This window comes from Chitinophaga deserti (assembly GCF_003149455.1).
GTDB lineage: Bacteria > Bacteroidota > Bacteroidia > Chitinophagales > Chitinophagaceae > Chitinophaga > Chitinophaga deserti.
The window spans coordinates 138,509-156,331 of record NZ_QFFK01000006.1 but is presented as its reverse complement, the minus strand read 5'-3'; the positions used below and the strand labels follow the sequence as shown (position 1 = coordinate 156,331).

Sequence of the window (17,823 nt, the reverse complement as noted above, 5' to 3'; positions counted from 1 at the left end):
AACCTAAACACCATCACGCATGATCTTGTCTGACAAAAGAATTCTGGAAGAAATAGAAAAGGGCACCATCGTGATCGACCCTTACGACCGGCAATACCTCGGCACCAACTCGTACGACGTACACCTGGGTAAATACCTGGCTACGTATGCCGACCGTGTGCTGGACGCCCGCAGGCATAACGAGATCATTCATTTCGAGATCCCGGAAGAAGGATTTGTGCTGCAGCCCAATACCCTTTACCTGGGTGTAACACTCGAATATACCGAAACCCATGCCCACGTGCCCTTCCTCGAAGGCAAAAGCAGCACCGGCCGCCTGGGTATCGATATCCATGCCACCGCCGGCAAAGGCGATGTAGGCTTCTGCAACACCTGGACGCTGGAGATTTCCTGCGCCCAACCCGTTAGGATCTATGCCGGCATGCCCATCGGGCAGCTTATCTACTTCGTGGTAGAAGGCCAGATCGAAACCCTCTACAACAAGAAAGGCAACGCCAAATACAACGGCCGTACCGTTCGCCCCGTTGAATCCATGATGTGGAAGAACGAGTTCTAGCCTTACGGCACATTACCCAAAAGGGGCTGTTCCAACCGGAACAGCCCCTTTTTTTATGCCCTCCGGCTTCAGCAAGCTGTGCCAAAACTTATTCATTACCCCGGCAACCCGGTTTTCACCGTAAACCTGAAACCTGGTTAACTGGAATTAATAGGCTATGCCTCCTTCCGCATTTAAAGCGGAAGAGCTCATTTTACTTCATAACAACAGCACACTTATCAGGGAGATAAGCCGCCCTTAAGCCGCCTTTAAGCCGCCCATATCCCGCCCATAAGCCGCCCCTATATAGGGGCGGCTTATCTACGGCTTATCCCCGGGTTAAGTACTGCTGAAATACGGAATACCTTCACTACTCCCCCTGCTACAGGACGAGGATAACCATCCCCAGGCTGGCAGTGTCCTGCCAGCAAAAAGGGACCTGCTCAGCAGTGAGCAGGTCCCTTTTATTAGATAAGGTATTGATTTACAGAAGCATTTACTCCATTGCCCCATAAGCAAGGATCCTGAACTTACGGACAAACTCCCCGTACCAGGCGTAGGGGCTCACGTTGGTGAACACCAGCATCACCACCCCTTCCTTAGGGTCAATGGTATATTCGGAGCAATAAGCGCCACCCCATGTGAGGGAACCGGGGCTCGCCTGATCGCCATAGCGGGTATCTTCCGTGATGATCTGCAGGCCCAGCCCGAATTTATCGTTGCGGTCCCAGACAAAGCTGTTCCCGATCTGGTTACGGCCCATCAGGTCCACCGTTTTGCGGGACAGGAGGCGCACATTATTGAAACTACCGCCGTTCAGTACCAGCTGGCAGATTTTGGCGTAATCGGAAACAGTGCTTACCAGCCCGGCCCCGCCGAGGTATAGCGTTTGCTTTCCTGCCACCGGGTAGGTACGGTTGGCTTCGCTGGTATGTACGGTTAGTGGGGCTTCAAGGGTGCCTTTGGCATACAGTTCCACAAGGCGGCCGGCTTTGGCAGGCGGAAGGTAGAAGTAGGTATCGTTCATGCCAAGAGGGGCAAATATCCGCTCGTGGAAGAAGTCTTTCAGGCTTTTGCCGGAGATCACTTCCACAATGCGCCCCGCCACGTCTGTATTGTATCCGTAGGTAAACTGCTCCCCGGGATCGTGCGTAAGGGGGCGTTTGGCCACCTGTTTAATAAGCGCTTCCATGGTAAGACCATTCAGATCGCTGAGATATACGTTAGGCTCTTTCACCGTGGGGTGCTGGTAGGGAATACCTGCGGAATGCGACAGCAGGTGGCGGATGGTAGGCTGTGTTTTAGGCGGGCGCGTACCTCCTTCAGGGGTAAGTACCTGTACGTCTTTAAACTCAGGCAGGAATTTGGAGATGGGATCGTCCAGGAAAAGGTGCCCTTCTTCGTAAAGCATGAGCATGGCCACCGTGGTCACCAGTTTGGTTTGTGAGGCGATGCGGAAAATATCGTCTGTCCGGGCGGGCTTTTTCTTTTCGAGGTTACTGAACCCGAATGCCTTATGGTGAACGATCTGTCCTTTACGGGCAATAAACGTTACGGCATTGGGGGTAAGCCCTTTGGCTACTGCGGCTTCAAAAAAGCTGTCTATCCGCTGCAGGCGGGCTGCAGAAAAGCCAGCGGATGCAGGATTGGTGGCTTTTTGAAAGGTTTGCTGGGCAGTGGTGGAAAGTGTGGCCAGCAACCCTGCCAGCAATATCATGTGTCTTTTCATAAACGTGTAGGCTGTATTAATGCCGTGAAATATAGTAAGAAAGCCCGGGATTTACCAGCCCGGACAATCACCTCCGGCCACCATCTCCGCTTCTTCATACTTTTCCGCGGCCACCATCATTTCTCCCAGTTGCCGGCGTTCGGCCAAAGACAGGTTCTCCTCTCCCCGGTCTATCATTTTCAATATCTCAATCATTACGAACCGGTACTCCGTTCTGCTCTGAATAGTAAATGACATACATGCTGAATTTATTCTTACAAAATTAAGGGCTCTATATGTCGTGCAGGATTCTGGAAGGTGAGAATATCTCAGTATCAGAAGAGCATTTCTCCGATAATCGGAGAAATAAAAAAACCGGGCGCGTTCGCTACCCGGTTTTCTTTTATCGTGTCGGACAAACTACTGAAGCAACCTGTCCATCAAAGCATTGAATTCTTTCTTATACTCTTCGTAATGCTCACCTGTACCCGGCCCGTTAAAGCCCGTATGCACTTCCACTACCTTGCCGCTGCGGTCGAGGTAAATGGTGGTAGGGAAGCCTTTCAGGCCTGTCAGCTGGGGCAGTGTTTTCTCTGTTTTCTCCGGATCTGAGGGAGTAACACCGGTGATCAATACCGGGTAGGTTACATCGAATTTCCGGGCGAAGCCTTCTGCAGCTTTCTTCGATTTCTCAAAATCGGTAGTGCGCTCGTAAGTCAGCATCACGATCTCTACACCGCGGTCTTTATTCTTCTTATACCAGTCGCTCAGGTAAGCGGTTTCATCCATACAGTTGGGGCACCAGGAGCCTGAGATCTGAACGATCACGGCTTTATTTTTGAAGCGCTCATCTTTAATGGAAACCGGCTTGCCACTGAGGTCGGGGAATTTGAAATCCAGGGTGGCGCCCGGCTCTTTCACTGTATTCAGTGTGGTAGCATCCTGCAGACGGGCGCTGCTGTCTTTCCGGGCGCTGAACTGCTGCTTTGCCGTGATGCCGGCGAGGAAGGTACCATTGCTTAAAGTAGAGTCGTTTTCAACCAGCGCGGTGAAAAGGTAGGCATGCGAGCCGTCGAAGGTGGATAATTTAAGCGTATCACCGTCTACCACTCCCTGCAGATACCGGTAATCGCCGGAAGGAGTCAGGAAGGTACCGGTAACCTGGCTGCCGGATTGTACGAACTCACCGATCGCGAAGGAGCTGTCTTTCCCCGGTGCATCGTAGAACCAGGTGGGCCAGCGGCCTGTAACATTGCGGGTGGCGGGTTTGGAAACGGCAAAGCGTTCCGACTTGCCGGGCTGTGCATAGAAATCGATGTCTACATCCTTATCCGCGAGGTGGCGTATCCATTTACCCTGCAGGCTGCCGTTTAAGTATACGGCGGCTTTGAATTCGGAGTCAAAGAAAGGCATGCGGATGAACACCGAATCCCCTTCCACTTTTACTTCATCCACCTTCATCCTTTCCCCGGCATTGGTTACATATATAACCGGTGCGCCGGCACTGTCTGCCACATCGAAGTTAAAAATGATCTGCCCTCCATCCTGCCGGGTGAGTTGTGCCTGCCAGGGGCCTGTTTTCAGTCCGGCCTGTTTGGTGGTGCCGCAGGCCGCCAGTGCGGTGGCTGCTATCAGTAAGATTCTTTTCATAAGATTGGTTTATGCGTAATTCCTGGCGCCGAAAAGCAGGCTGCCGATGCGGACGAGCGTGCTCCCTTCTTCCAGGGCTATTGTATAATCTCCGCTCATGCCCATGGAAAGTTCGCGGAAGGTGCCTGCACCGGGGAAGAACTTCGCTTCCATGGCGGTCAGCAATTCCTTCATCCGCCGGAACTCGCCACGTACCTGGTCCAGATCGTCTGTATTGCTCGCCATGCCCATGAGGCCTGCGATGCGTACGTTGGTGAGTGTGGCAGCCTGTTCCAGTACTGCGGTCAGCTCTTCTTCGTTCAGGCCGAACTTCGTTTCTTCGGTAGCGATGTGTACCTGTAAAAGGCAATCGATTACACGGTTGTGCTTCGCGGCCTGTTTATTTACTTCCGCGAGGAGTTTGAAACTGTCGATCCCATGGATCATGCTCACAAACGGGGCGATGTATTTTACTTTATTGCTTTGAAGGTGGCCGATGAAGTGCCACTGAATGTCTTTGGGAAGGAGGCCTTCCTTCTCCACCATTTCCTGCACGTAATTTTCGCCGAATATCCGCTGGCCGGCATCGTAGAGGGCCTGTATAGATTCGGCAGGTTTGGTTTTTGATACTGCTACCAGCTGTGCCTGAAAGGGTTGGATCTGTTCCAGCACATGGCGGTAGTTAATTAAATTCACTCCCATCATCCTACAAAAATAATAGACTTTTCTGGATTAAAGACAGGTTGCATTAGGATTTCCCCAATAAACGGGGGGAGTTATTATGAAAATATTCAATAATCCAGCGGATTAACCTGCAGGCATTTAATTCTGATGCGGTGATTTTTTTGAATGCCTATTTTAAGATAGGTTTGTAAGCACCAACAATCTTTTCAAAAATCAATTGACATGCATTTTCAGTTAACGGAAGAACATCTGATGATACAGAAAGCGGCGAGGGATTTTGCGGTGAATGAGCTTTTACCCGGCGTAATAGAGCGCGATGAGCAGCAGAAATTTCCGGCGGAACAAATCAAGAAACTCGGAGAACTGGGTTTCCTCGGTATGATGGTAAGTCCTGAATACGGCGGTGCCGGCCTCGACACTGTTTCGTATGTGCTGGCAATGGAAGAAATATCCAAGATAGACGCGAGCGCTTCCGTGGTAATGAGCGTGAATAACTCCCTCGTTTGCTGGGGACTGGAAACATTCGGATCGGAAGAACAGAAACAGAAATACCTGGTGCCCCTTGCTAAAGGCGAGATCATCGGGGCTTTCCTGCTGAGCGAACCGGAAGCAGGGTCAGACGCTACTTCGCAACGTACCCTCGGTGAAGATAAAGGCGATCACTATCTGGTGAACGGTACCAAAAACTGGATCACCAATGCCAATTCTGCCAGCGTATACCTGGTAATGGTACAAACGCATCCCGATCTGGGAAGCAAAGGCATCAACTGCCTTATCATTGAAAAAAACACGCCGGGAATTACACTCGGTGCTAAAGAAAATAAACTCGGCATCCGTGGCAGCGATACGCACAGCGTTATGTTCCAGGATGTGAAAGTGCCGAAGGAAAACCGGATCGGGGAAGACGGGTTCGGGTTTAAATTTGCCATGAAAACGTTGGGCGGCGGCCGTATCGGTATTGCCTCCCAGGCACTGGGCATCGCCAGCGGTGCATTTGAACTGGCATTGAAGTACAGCAAGGAAAGGAAAGCCTTCGGGAAAGAGATCTCCCAGCACCAGGCTATCCAGTTTAAGCTGGCGGATATGGCTACCAAAATTGAAGCAGCCCGCCTCCTCTGCCTCCGTGCAGCATGGGAAAAAGATAACCACCTCGACTATACCCTCAGCGGCTCCATGGCCAAGGTATTTGCTTCTGAAACCGCCATGTGGGTAGCTACAGAAGCAGTTCAGGTACACGGCGGTTACGGTTATGTAAAAGAATACCACGTAGAGCGGCTTATGCGCGACGCTAAAATAACACAGATCTATGAAGGCACGTCTGAAGTTCAGCGCATCGTGATCGGGAGGACTATCCTCGGCTGATCCCGCTTCAGCGGCCCACACCAAAACATTGTATGAAAAATATCAAGATCATTGAAGTCAAATCCGAAATTGGCGCAGGCACACGTGGCGCCAGCTTGGGGGTAGACGCGATCAAGATTGCAGCCCTCGATTTCATGAGCAACTTCTTCGTCCATTTCCCTACGGAAGAAGTTGAGACGGAAAATAAACTACTGTTCGAGCCAATCGAATCTCCATTCGCCAAGCGCATCAAGGGCACTATCAACATGTATGAGCGCGTGAGCAAATCTGTTTGCGACACTATTAAGGCCAACTGGTTCCCCGTAGTGCTTTCCGGCGATCACAGCACCGCAGGTGCCACCATTGCCGGGTTGAAACTCGCAAGGCCCAAAGCCAAGCTGGGTGTTATCTGGATCGATGCGCATGCCGATCTGCACACTCCTTACACCACCCCCTCCGGCAATATGCATGGCATGCCCCTCGCCGCTTCCATCGCGGAAGATAATATCGAGAACAAGGTGCATGAGGTAGACGATAATACAGCCAAACTCTGGGGCCAGCTCAAAAACCTCGGTAAGATTGCACCGAAAGTGCTGCCGGAAGACATTGTGTTTATTTCACTGCGGGATTATGAAAAGGAGGAAGATCACCTTATCCGTAAATACGGCATGAAAGTGATCACCACCAACGAGGTGCGCCGTAAAGGCCCCGAGGCAGTGGCACGCAGCGTTTTCCGTTACCTGCACGATTGCGAATACATCTATGTTTCATTTGATGTGGACAGCCTCGACGCTTCTATTTCCCGCGGCACCGGCACCCCGGTGAGCAATGGACTGCGGGAGCGGGAAGCGGAAGACCTTATTTCCAAATTCATGCAGCACCGGAAGATCTGCTGCTTTGAGATCACGGAAGTAAACCCCACGCTCGACCGGGAGAACCTCATGGCCGAAATCGCTTTTAACATCCTCCAGCGCAGTGTAAATGTGCTGATGATGAACTGATACTTTTTGTCTGAAATGCAAAAGCGCCCTCCGATGCGGAGGGCGCTTTTGTTTTATACGGGTAAGGTCATTTGCGGATCTGGTAGTAATCGATGAGCCAGCCCACCACTTCGCTGTAGCTCCTGATACCGTGGCGCTGGTTATTGGCTTTGAGGTACTGGTCGTAGAAGATGGCCGAGTAATCGTCTGCCGGACCTTCATATTCGCGGTAAAAATCAATGGCCCGCTGTGCATCGGCCCGGATGCCGGGATGGGTTTTGTTCCACAGGAGGCGTGCCAGCGGAGGGTCTCTCCTCGCAATGCGGCGTATGGTGTAGAGCAGCATCTCGTAATTGGCGGCATAGCGGAACCGGGGATCATTATACCGGCTGGCGGCAAGGTACCCAACGAAGTTGGCATCTTCCTCCGGCGCAAAGCCTAACTGGTGCGCTATTTCATGACAGGTTACATAAGGCACCTGGAAAGCGGGCACCGTGGCATTTACCTGCGCCTCGTTGGTGAAGGGGTTCAGATAGCCGGTAACGCCCAGGTAGTTAAGATAATGCCCGAACATGGATTTCTTCACGGAGGGGTTGCGGTACCGCAGGATGGGGAAATCGGCAGACAGGGCGCCGTATGCCTTTGAAGCATCTGCGAATACCTGCCGGGGCAAGGTATCGGGCGGGGAAGGCAGGGCTTCCAGTTCCGCCTTATCGCGGTTGGTGAGGCGCACCAGTGTGTCGGCCAGCAGGTAAAGGTCTGCTTTCGTATACGGCTGCACGCCATAGCCAAGGTCTTTCACCATGGTAGTACGCTGATAATGAGCACCCCAGAAAAGGAGGAAGATGAAATAGAGCCAGCAGAGCGACGCCACTGCACGGAGAAGCCCGTGGAACAAGGCTTTCCACTGCCCGCGGATGAGCCGCCATAAGGTTTTTATCAAAAAAATAATACCGATTATTACCCAAACGCAGTAAATTACATCGCCTATGCTACCCGTCATGCTACCGAACACTTTTCTTAACAACGTACTGATGAAATCGTACCACCTATGAAAGTAGATCCCTGCCAGCCATCCGTCTGCAGCCACCGCCCAGGTGAGAAAGAGGATGCCCGTCAGCCCGAGCGCTATTGAAATCAGTGGTTTTCCGAACCGGTATTCTTTTTCCATTTTAAGTTTAAGCAGAAGGAATCATGTTAGATTTTACCATACAACAGGAACTTGAAAAGTCCCTTACCAAACAACTGCAACTGTCCGTGAAATTACAGATTATTCACGCAGAGCGGTTACACGGGGGCGATATCAATGAAACTTTCCGGATAGATACCTCCCAGGGCCGCTTCTTCCTGAAGCTGAACGATGCCGTAAAGCATCCGGGAATGTTTGACCGGGAGCTGAGCGGACTGGAGGAACTTCGGGAAGCCGATGTTATTTCCGTACCCCGCCCTGTTTGCAATGGTATAGCCGGTAACCGTGCCTACCTGGTAGCAGAATTTGTGGAGAAAGGCGCCGCAGCACCGGATTTCTGGGAGAATTTCGCGGCTTCCATGGCAAGGCTGCATCAGCAAACCCGCCCCTGGTTCGGGCTGAATAACCCTAATTATATCGGTTCCCTCAAACAATACAATACACCCTATTCCAGCTGGGCAGTTTTCTATGCCATGAACAGGCTCATGCCCCTTGCTAAAATGGCGTACGACAATCACCGGCTGGATGCAGCGCTTATGCAGCGTATGGAGAAGGTATGCCGCAAACTGCCGGAGCTGTTCCCCGACGAGGCACCTGCTTTATTGCATGGCGACCTCTGGAGTGGTAACTTCCTGGTGGCGCAAAACGGCCGTGCCTGCATCTTTGACCCGGCAGTGTATTACGGCCACCGGGAGATGGATATGGCGATGACGCGCCTCTTCGGCGGGTTCGACACACGGTTCTATTACACCTATCAGGCCATTCACCCGCTGGAGCAAGGCTGGCAGGAACGTTTGCCCCTTTGCCAGTTATATCCCCTGCTGGTGCATCTGAATCTTTTCGGAGGAAGTTATTATTCCGATGTGAAGGAAGCGCTGGAGCAGTTTAACTAGATCTGTCCCCCACCGGCCATAAATGCCTGCATTTTCTGCAATTCTTCTTCTACAACGGGGAAAAACCCGTTCACTTCATCCACGATCTCACCGAGGAGCGCGGGGATGCTGTCAAGGTTTTCGTTGTGGCGCAGCAGGTTTTCCATGGTTTCCAGTTTGGTAGTAATCCAGGTAAGCCCTACCATGGAGAAGTTGGGCTTGATCTTGTGCACCTGGAAACGGAGGGTTTCCCAATCATTCGCATCTGCCACTTTCCGGATCTTGGTAAGCTCATCCCGGATCGTGAGTACGTATATATCGAACAGATCGATAGCGTACCCGATGTTGCTTTCGTAAAGGGTATTCAGGTATTTCACATCCAGCGAGGGATGGAATTCGTATCCACTAATATTTTGCACTTCCATAATGATTTCGGTTTCGTCTTCATTGAGGTACTTGTTAAGCACCTGCAACAATTGGTCGGGGGTATAAGGCTTGGTGAGGATCTCCGTGATCCCGATATTCCTGGCCATAGCCAGTGTGCTTGGCATGGCAGTGGCCGTGGTAGCGATAACGGGCGTGGCTACGTTGGGCCTTCCTTCATCTTCCCGGATCTTACGTGCCAGCTCAAAGCCATCCATTCCCGGTATGCGGATATCCATCAGTACCAGGTCGTATTGCCGGGACTCCAGGAAATATAAAGCATCCGGTCCGTTGGTGGCCAGCTGGTGGTTGATCTTGTACTTTTCGAGCAAACTGAGGATGTACTTCAGGTTCATGGGATTGTCTTCCACCACCAGTACTCTCGCCTGCCCGAAATCGATGCGGGAATACTTGTTTTCCGGATCCTGCCCGCCCGGCCTCACCAGCGGCCTGCGGGTGTCAATGAACGGCAGGGTAAAGGTGAAGCAGGTGGTGTATTCCCCGCTTTTATCCACGGCTATGCGGCCGCCCTGTAATTCTACCAGCTGTTTGGCGATGGCAAGGCCGAGGCCGGTACCGCCATATCGCTCACGGATGTCTTTTTCCGCCTGTTTATAGTTCTGGAAGATCAGTTCCAGCTTATCCGCCTGAATGCCTATGCCGGTGTCACAAACCTGGAAGCGGAGCCATAGCGCGTTGCCCTGAATATCTTCCAGGTTCACCTTGATGGCAATTTCTCCCTCCTTGGTGAACTTTTCTGCATTCCCTAACAAGTTCATGAGAATCTGGTTCAAAATCATATCGTCCCCGATAAGAAGGGAATCGATGCGTTTGTCCAGCTCCACGGTAACCTGCACGGGTCTTTGGCCCAGTTTCATCTGGAAGGTATGCTTCATGCTCTGGATGAGCTCACGGAGGTCAAATTCGCGGGGATGCACTTCCTGCTTGCCGGCTTCTATCTTGGAGATATCGAGGATATCGGTAATAAGGCCGTGGAGGATGCCGGAAGAGTGCTTGAGTATTTTGATGTATTCCTTCTGTTCGTCGTTCAGCGCGGTTTCTTCGAGGAGGTGGGCCATGCCGATGATGGCATTGAGGGGCGTCCTGATCTCGTGGCTCATATTGGCCAGGAACTCTTTTTGGGTGCGCTGGGCTTCTTCGGCGGCCTGTTTGGCCAGTTCGAGTTCGCGCTGCAGGTGTTTCTGGGGGGTAATGTCCATATGGATACCCACCCCTCCAATGGCTTTGCCTTCCCGGTCGTAGATGTTCCCGGAGCTGGCGATCACCCATTTGCGGCTGCCGTCTTTCAGGACGATCTCCATATCATATAATAAGGCCACCTTCTTTTCCACCCGGTAACGGCGGAGGTTGCGGGCATATTCACGGTTCTCTTCAGGTACAAAGATGTCGGTGATATTATACCCGATCAGTTCCTCTTCGCTGTAGCCCGAGAGGCGGCAGAAGCTTTCGTATACTTTGACGATGTTGCCTTCGAGGTCTGTTTCGCAGAGGGCGGCGTTGAGGTTATCGAGGATTACGCGGTATTTTTCATCTACTAGTTTGAGTTCTTCGTGTGCCTGTCGGTGCCGGGTAACGTCCACTATCTGCCAGATGGATCCGGCGAAGCGGGGGCCGTCGAATACGGGAATGTAGGATATTTCGAAGATGCGGCCGTCGCGGAAGGGAAGTTCCCAGCCGAAGAAGGGTTTTCTTTTCCGGCGCAACTCTTTCATTTTCAATTCAAATGGCGCTGGAGCGGCTACATCCCGGGAAAAGCGGGCAATCATGGCCCGGAAGGTAAGGTCCAGTTGGTTACCTTTGTACTTGCCGGCATGGAAGTATTCCATAAATACGTCGTTCCCCCATACAAACCGGTGCCTTTCGTCTGTGACAACTACACCGGCGTTGGTGCTGCGGAGGAAAACTGCGATGGAAAGTGCGAATATAGGAGGGGTGCCCCCGGGTGGCGGGGGTGCAGTAAGTGTGTTCCGTGGCTGTTTCCGGCCTATTCTGCCTTTTTCTGACATGTCATCGGGGGAATAGGGGGAAGTGTAGGATTTCATGAGGCATTTGCAAAAAATGGTGATGCTGAGCGCAGTATGAAGTTACACAAAAATGATGCAACTAACTAACTGTAAATATCTGACATTTTTATATATTTTGATATATAATACAAGCCTGAGAATCAACAAAAGTAGGAAATTTTTGCTTTTGGAAATATTTGTTTACCTTTGCATCCCTCTAAAAGGGAGGATTTTGATATGAAGCATCTCCGCGAATTTGACATAGCATTTGTAGGTCTGACGCCCGGGGTGCATACATTCCAATATCAGATCGATGACAGTTTCTTTGAAAAGCTGGGTGCTGAGCCTGACTTCTCAAACTGTCACGCCACGGTAACCCTCCAGTTGGACAAGAAGCCGGGATTTTTCCTGTTGAAGTTTGAGGTGGGTGGTAAGCTGACGGTTATATGTGACCGTTGCGGCCAGCCTTTTGAGCTTCAGCTCTGGGACGATTTCAACCAGGTGGTAAAGCTTGTTGACAATCCGGAGGAGATGAATACTGATGAAGATCCGGACGTGACTTACATCAGCCGTACGGAGAGCCATTTATATGTGGCCGACTTCATTTACGAGTTCATCAACCTGAGTATTCCCATGCAGCGTATCCATCCGGACGATGCGGAAGGAAAAAGCGGGTGCGATCCGAAGGTGCTCGATATGTTGGAAAAGATGAAACAACAGGACGGGGAACAGACAAATCCGATCTGGAAAGGATTGGAAAAGTTCAGAGATAATTAAAAACGTATTCAATTTTAAAAATTAAATAAGATGCCGAATCCTAAACGCAGACACTCGCAACAAAGATCAGCAAAGAGAAGAACACATTACAAGGCATTTGCTGAAACTTTAAGCACAGACAGCGCTACCGGCGAAGTGCACCTGAGACACCGTGCTCATTGGGTAGAGAACAAACTGTTCTACAAAGGAAAAGTTGTTTTGGAAAAACAAGCTGCTGCTAAATAATAATTTTTACTAATTTTACCCCCGAGAACACAAGACAAAACACAGTTCATGAGAATCGGGCTTGATATGATGGGAGGCGACTATGCCCCCGCAGAAGCAGTAAAAGGAGTTAAGTTATTTTTAAGCAAAGCATCTGATGCGCATCTGATGTTGATTGGTGACGAGCAGGTCTTAACACCCCTCCTCACAGAAGCAGCATTAGACCAGTCAAGATATACCGTTGTTCATTCATCCCAGGTAATCGGGATGAATGAACATCCTACCAAAGCTTTAAAGGAAAAGCCGCATTCTTCCATCTCAATCGGCTTCCATCTCCTTCAAAACAAAAAGATTGACGCTTTCATCAGCGCCGGCAACACCGGAGCCATGATGGTTGGCGCCATTTACTCAATTAAACTGGTTGAAGGCATTCAGCGGCCCACCATTTCCACCCTCGTTCCCCGGGAAGACGGTTCTACCGGTCTCCTGCTCGATGTGGGCATCAACGCCGACTGTAAACCCGAAAACCTCGTTCAGTTCGCCATCCTCGGCTCACTCTACTCCAAGTACATCCTGGGTAAAGACAAACCGAAAATAGGCCTCCTCAACATCGGGGAAGAAGAAGGCAAAGGCAATCTCCTCGCCCAGGCCACCTACCCCCTCCTCAAGGAAAACTCCCACATCAATTTCGTCGGTAACGTAGAAGGCCGCGATGTTTTCAAAGACACTGCAGACGTAATCGTTTGTGAAGGCTTCACCGGTAACGTAGTCCTCAAAATGGCCGAATCATTCCATGATATTGCCCACAGGCGTAATATCAAGGATGAATACATCGACCGTTTCGACTTCGAACAATACGGCGGCACTCCCGTTCTGGGCGTTGCAGAACCCGTTATCATCGGCCACGGCATCTCCGGAGAACGCGCTTTCTCCAACATGATCGTTCTGGCAGAACAAATGATCCAGTCCAAACTGATGGAAAAAATCAGGGAAAGCTTCGTAACCACCCCCTCTCCCGAGGCAGAAGCTTAAGCTTATACCAACAACTGACACACAAATTATTCGAAAGGGCCGGCCGCAAGCCGGCCTTTTTTCTTTGTCCTCATCTCCTGAACATAGGCAATGGCCGTAATGGATGCCGCAGAAAATGCCGGAAGGCCCGCTTTATAAGAAACATATGAAACCCCAGGAAAGGATAGGCATCCCTCATGGCCGTAAGCGCCGGCCGGGAAATGCCAAAGGTTTTCAGCTGCATCGAAACATCCACCAGATCCCCCTGCCGGAAATACTCTACCGCCGGCCAGTGCTCATCTTTGAAACGGCTCACTTTATGATGCCACAGGATCATCGCCTCCACTTCACCGGCCAGTCCGCCCATCCCCTGCGCCTCCATATATGCGCGGCACTCCCGCACTGAGGGCTCCAGGTAATCAAACGTTCCATCCGTCCAGATACCGATATCATGGAAGGCCGCAGCAAGGGCATAGCGGATTTCCCTCACAGGTTCAGCATCCAGCTGCCGGCAGGCAAGGTATACCCGCTGGGCATGGTTGCGGTACCGGGAGTAATCTTTTCCCAGTTGCGCCCGGTAACGGTCCAGAATATCGTCGATCAGCGGATGTGGATGCATGCTGCAAAGAAAGACCTTTACCAGCTAAGCGGGATGTATATTTAAAGGGATTGCCGGCAGGATCACACAGTTTGATCTGCCACAAGCGGCAGCCTTACAAAGAAGGTGGTGCCTACACCGGGAGAAGTCTTAAACCATATCTCTCCGCCCGCCTGCTCCACGATGTTTTTACTCATGGCCAGGCCCAGCCCGGTACCGGAAGATTTGGTAGTGAAGTTGGGCACAAAGATCTTCTCCTGTGCTTCCGGAGGTATGCCTGTACCATTGTCGATCACTTCCACAACCACCCAATGCAGTCCTTCTTCCTTCAGGCTGATGGCTACATGCCCCTCCTGCCCTTCCGGAATAGCCTGGATGGCGTTTTGAAGCAGGTTGGTAAACACCCGGTTGATCTGTGTTTTATCGGCATCAATGAGATACGGCTTATCCTGCCGCCCGAAGTAAATGTGGCACTCCGGACTGCTCATATACAACGAAGTGAGCGATTGCAGCACTTCACTGAGCGAGAATACTTCATTGTTAACTTTCGTGATATGCGCAAACGCCGCGAAATCAGAAGCGATATTAGACAGGTGTTCGATCTGCTCCACCAGCGTATTGGCTACATTCCGGGAGAGGGCTTTCACATCCGGGGAATCATTGGCAATAGCCCGCTGCAGGTATTGGATGCTGAGCTTCATGGGGGTAAGCGGGTTCTTGATCTCATGGGCCACCTGCCGCGCCATCTCCCTCCACGCTCCTTCCCTTTCGCTCTTCGCCAGCATGGCCGCACTCACTTCCAGCTTCTGCACCATTTTGTTGTATTCATTCACCAGCAGCCCGATCTCATCATCGTTATCCCAGCGGATGGCCTCATTATGCTGCCCCAGGTTCACACTCCGCAGCTTCTCCGTAATCAGGGAGAAGGATTTGGTGATGGTATTGGATATCAGCAACACCAGCAAACCCGCCAGCAGGAAAATAAACGCGTTGATAGTAATAAGGGCCACCAGGAAAGTGGAGATCTGCTGCCGCAATTCGTTTTCCGTTGCGAAGTAAGGCACATTCAGGAATGCAAATACTTCGCCCTGGCTCCGCATAGGTACGTAACTGCTGATATAACTCATCCGCCCGATTTTCTCTTCCTGAATAAACTGGATACGGCTGCGCTGCGACAGCTGGTACAGCGCCATGGGATTGATTCCGGGAGATAATAATCCTTTCTCTATCATCAGCGGCTGCGTAGTCAGCTGCAGCCGGCCTTCGGTATCATAAATATTGATGTCCACATTATGCTCTCTTGCAATATCGCCTACCGCGGCAGACAGCCGTGAAGAAAAGATCGAATCATAGATCATCCCCATTTCATCGAACTGGCGGTGGGTGTAAAACACTTCCTCCATATCCTTCCCGATGCTTTGCACCGTTTCACTCAGCTTCTGCGCATTCTCAGCGCGGTAGCGGTTAATGAAGAACAGGATGGTGGCAAGGCCCAATGCAAGGAAAGAGAACACAACTGCGGAGAGAATTGTTGTCTGCACCTTCGTACGGATACTCAGGTTCAGCAAGGTCCGCATATTCGACATCTGGAGGCGTGCTTTCACCAGCAGGTCTACCAGACTGTATATAGCTATAATAAGCAGGAAAAGGCAGAACATGTACGCGAAGAGGGTGATGAACTCCAGGAAGTTCCTTGTTTTCTTCGCCACCAGCACCAGCTTATCTTTCGAGGCCCTGTAATATAACAGTGAGTGGTCGTAATCATCTTCATACACTACATCTGCCAGGGGCATTTCTGCCGCTCCAAGTCGTGTTTTGAAAGAATAGTTTCCGCTATTGGTCACCAGCACGCCCTTATCATACACCGCCCAGGAATACTGATCGGTATTCTCCTGTCCGTCGAGGCGGTTACCGTCGATAAGCAGTTCAGGGTACAGCCTGTCGGGCTGTGCAATTTCCGGTTCTGATCTTACTTCAAAGAATAGGTAGCCGGCAGGGGCGCCTTCGGTACCGAAATACTCTTTCTTACCGATATAACTGTAATCGCGGAAGCTGCGCTCGTCGTAGTAGAGATCTTCGCCCAGCACATGAGAAAGCGTATTGCCCATGATACGGTTCTGCAGATCATTGAACGGCACGCCTTCGTTGTTGTAAAGCATTTCGCCTTCAGCATCGTAGGTATAGAACAGTACATTGAAGCGGCTCAGGTAGCGGGCAAAGTATTTTTCACGAAGTGTTGCATCTAATGTGCGGCGCCCGTCGCGCGAGGGCTGCAGGAAGAAGCGGCGTGCTTCGGCATCCTCGCCAAGGCGGTCACCTACATCATTGAGCAGTGTTTCGAGGTAGGGGTCGCGCTGCTTGGAGAGGTTCTCCGCTACCCGCATACGGGTGCTCAGCTCTTTCTGGTTGTTGTAATATACCAGCACCGCCGCCGTGGTAAGTGTCATCATCAGCATCCACATAATAAATGGCAGGGATGCGGAATTATTACTGAAGCGGGTTTCGAGCCAGTCGAGGATAGCCACATACACCAGCAGCCATACCATCAGCACCACGGAGGCACTGAAATCGGGCAGGTTAAAGCGGAAGGCCAGCCATACAAGCCCTACGAGAGCCAGCGAAGTGTATTTGGTTTTATATTGAAAATCAGTAAGCTGGTTGAGCAGGTAATTGACGATCTGGGAAAAGAAAAGGAAGCTGATAGCGATGAAACCAAGACTGATACTCCCGATCACGCTGTACTCGTTCAGGGAAAAGAAGTTCGTTACGTCGTACGATATCTTGGAGTCGATTACAAGGCTCCGGATGAGATCGAGCAGGAACTGCCCGGCGATGAACATACCCAGCCCAGCCGCTGCTATAATAAGCCAGCCCTGCCATTTCTTGCGGAGCACGGGCGGGTGGATGGTACGCACCTGCTGGCGGAAGAAAAGTATCAGCCAGAAGGTGAGCAATACGTTGAGGGAAAGGTCGCCCAGTGATTTAAACACATCGTCTTTCGCATAGATCGTTGGCTGAAACAGGTTGAGCGTGCCCAGGTCTATGGGGAAAGGATATAAATATGTGAGTACCCTGAACAGCAGGATCACGGCAAACAGGAAGAGGAACCCCCAGATAGGCGTGAGCTTTTTGGCCATCAGGGTGGCAAACAGGTTGATAAAGATGAAAACGCATATAACACCCAGCAGGAGCAATATCACACTGGCCAGGCTGGGAGCTGCGTCTGACTTGGCAGGGTCGTAATGGAGGAAGAACAGTATCTGCTTATGGGTATCCAGTACCGGAAGGCCCGGTGCTTTGGGCTGTATGGTATATTCCGGCCCGATGGCGGGACGGCCATAGAAAGCGGAGCCGAGGTAATCGTTATTGATGGCAAATTCTTCTTTAACCGGCAGCAGCCCTACCAGCCATCTGCCCGGTGCCGCGCGGTGGTTGATGATTACATACCAGCCATTGGCCATTTTCCGGAAGCCCGTGCCTTCCCGGGCGCCATCCGGTGCGGGAGGCTCCACGGTATTGGTGCTCCAGAATCGCAGGCGCATCCCTGCATCAGTAGAATCGTAGGCAAATACATGGTAGCTTTCGCTGTAGGTGGCTTCGAGGGTTTCACGGCTGTAATCGCCGCGGAAAAGACTATTAACAACCGCCGTGTCGGATGCCAGCTCCCGGAAGTCGGTCTCCCGGCTGTGAACGTCACTTTCCAGGCTGCGTTGTACACCATGGGGGGAAGAATAGTAGCTCCAGTAGTTATTGAACAGGAACGAGAACGTGAACAGCCAGGCTGCAATGATGAGCAGGTAGCCGTTCCGCAGAAAGAAGAGCCGTATTTCCTTGGTATCCAGCATATC

General features: G+C 51.4%; 15 protein-coding genes. 7 read left to right on the top strand and 8 right to left on the bottom strand.

What is annotated here, in order from left to right; all coding sequences use genetic code 11:
• The first annotated feature begins 19 nt into the window (after window positions 1-19).
• On the top strand, window positions 20-556 hold the full coding sequence (dcd, locus tag DEV76_RS15130; RefSeq protein ID WP_109698761.1) for a dCTP deaminase: 537 nt from the start codon (window positions 20-22) through the stop codon (window positions 554-556).
• Between the two features lie 475 nt (window positions 557-1,031).
• Here dcd and DEV76_RS15125 read toward each other — a convergent pair whose 3' ends face one another.
• From DEV76_RS15125 to DEV76_RS15110, 4 genes are all read right to left on the bottom strand, one after another.
• Window positions 1,032-2,264, bottom strand: a complete 1,233-nt coding sequence (locus DEV76_RS15125) for a serine hydrolase domain-containing protein (RefSeq protein WP_198652083.1) — start codon at window positions 2,262-2,264, stop codon at window positions 1,032-1,034.
• A 51-nt stretch (window positions 2,265-2,315) separates the two neighbouring features.
• Window positions 2,316-2,501, bottom strand: a complete 186-nt coding sequence (locus DEV76_RS15120) for a hypothetical protein (protein ID WP_109698760.1) — start codon at window positions 2,499-2,501, stop codon at window positions 2,316-2,318.
• 162 nt (window positions 2,502-2,663) lie between these two features.
• Window positions 2,664-3,893 carry a peroxiredoxin family protein gene (locus tag DEV76_RS15115; RefSeq protein ID WP_109698759.1) on the bottom strand — a complete coding sequence of 410 codons (1,230 nt, stop codon included), beginning with the start codon at window positions 3,891-3,893 and terminating at the stop codon, window positions 2,664-2,666.
• Window positions 3,894-3,902: 9 nt separating this feature from the next.
• Window positions 3,903-4,544, bottom strand: a complete 642-nt coding sequence (locus DEV76_RS15110; protein WP_232826958.1) for a YggS family pyridoxal phosphate-dependent enzyme — start codon at window positions 4,542-4,544, stop codon at window positions 3,903-3,905.
• A 234-nt stretch (window positions 4,545-4,778) separates the two neighbouring features.
• Here DEV76_RS15110 and DEV76_RS15105 point away from each other — a divergent pair, with 234 nt between their 5' ends.
• Both DEV76_RS15105 and DEV76_RS15100 read left to right on the top strand, forming a co-directional pair.
• Window positions 4,779-5,918, top strand: coding sequence for an acyl-CoA dehydrogenase (locus DEV76_RS15105; protein ID WP_109698758.1), 1,140 nt, complete (start codon window positions 4,779-4,781; stop codon window positions 5,916-5,918).
• Window positions 5,919-5,950: 32 nt separating this feature from the next.
• On the top strand, window positions 5,951-6,898 hold the full coding sequence (locus tag DEV76_RS15100) for an arginase (RefSeq protein ID WP_109698757.1): 948 nt from the start codon (window positions 5,951-5,953) through the stop codon (window positions 6,896-6,898).
• Window positions 6,899-6,965: 67 nt separating this feature from the next.
• Here the strand turns inward: DEV76_RS15100 and DEV76_RS15095 are convergent, their stop codons facing one another.
• Complete coding sequence (locus DEV76_RS15095; RefSeq protein WP_109698756.1) at window positions 6,966-8,048, bottom strand: DUF3810 domain-containing protein; 1,083 nt, start codon at window positions 8,046-8,048, stop codon at window positions 6,966-6,968.
• A 23-nt stretch (window positions 8,049-8,071) separates the two neighbouring features.
• Between DEV76_RS15095 and DEV76_RS15090 the strand changes: the two genes are divergently transcribed.
• A complete protein-coding gene (locus DEV76_RS15090; RefSeq protein WP_109698755.1) occupies window positions 8,072-8,959 on the top strand; it encodes a fructosamine kinase family protein in 888 nt (295 codons plus the stop codon).
• Here DEV76_RS15090 and DEV76_RS15085 read toward each other — a convergent pair.
• Entirely contained in the window at window positions 8,956-11,424 is a 2,469-nt protein-coding gene (locus DEV76_RS15085) for a PAS domain S-box protein (RefSeq protein ID WP_109698754.1), read from the bottom strand. The genes DEV76_RS15090 and DEV76_RS15085 overlap by 4 nt on opposite strands.
• 198 nt (window positions 11,425-11,622) lie before the next feature.
• On the opposite strand from DEV76_RS15085, the gene DEV76_RS15080 reads away from it, so the two are divergent.
• Genes DEV76_RS15080 through plsX form a run of 3 tightly spaced genes read left to right on the top strand, consistent with a single transcriptional unit; the run spans window position 11,623 to window position 13,398 of the window.
• Window positions 11,623-12,162 (top strand): YceD family protein, encoded by a 540-nt coding sequence (locus DEV76_RS15080; protein ID WP_109698753.1) that lies wholly within the window; start codon window positions 11,623-11,625, stop codon window positions 12,160-12,162.
• A 30-nt stretch (window positions 12,163-12,192) separates the two neighbouring features.
• On the top strand, window positions 12,193-12,387 hold the full coding sequence (gene rpmF / locus DEV76_RS15075) for a 50S ribosomal protein L32 (RefSeq protein ID WP_109698752.1): 195 nt from the start codon (window positions 12,193-12,195) through the stop codon (window positions 12,385-12,387).
• Window positions 12,388-12,435: 48 nt separating this feature from the next.
• Entirely contained in the window at window positions 12,436-13,398 is a 963-nt protein-coding gene (plsX, locus tag DEV76_RS15070; protein ID WP_109698751.1) for a phosphate acyltransferase PlsX, read from the top strand.
• A gap of 70 nt (window positions 13,399-13,468) precedes the next feature.
• Here the strand turns inward: plsX and DEV76_RS15065 are convergent, their stop codons facing one another.
• Window positions 13,469-13,996, bottom strand: coding sequence for a phosphohydrolase (locus DEV76_RS15065; RefSeq protein WP_109698750.1), 528 nt, complete (start codon window positions 13,994-13,996; stop codon window positions 13,469-13,471).
• A 62-nt stretch (window positions 13,997-14,058) separates the two neighbouring features.
• Entirely contained in the window at window positions 14,059-17,820 is a 3,762-nt protein-coding gene (locus DEV76_RS15060; RefSeq protein WP_109698749.1) for a sensor histidine kinase, read from the bottom strand.
• Between the last annotated feature and the right edge of the window lie 3 nt (window positions 17,821-17,823).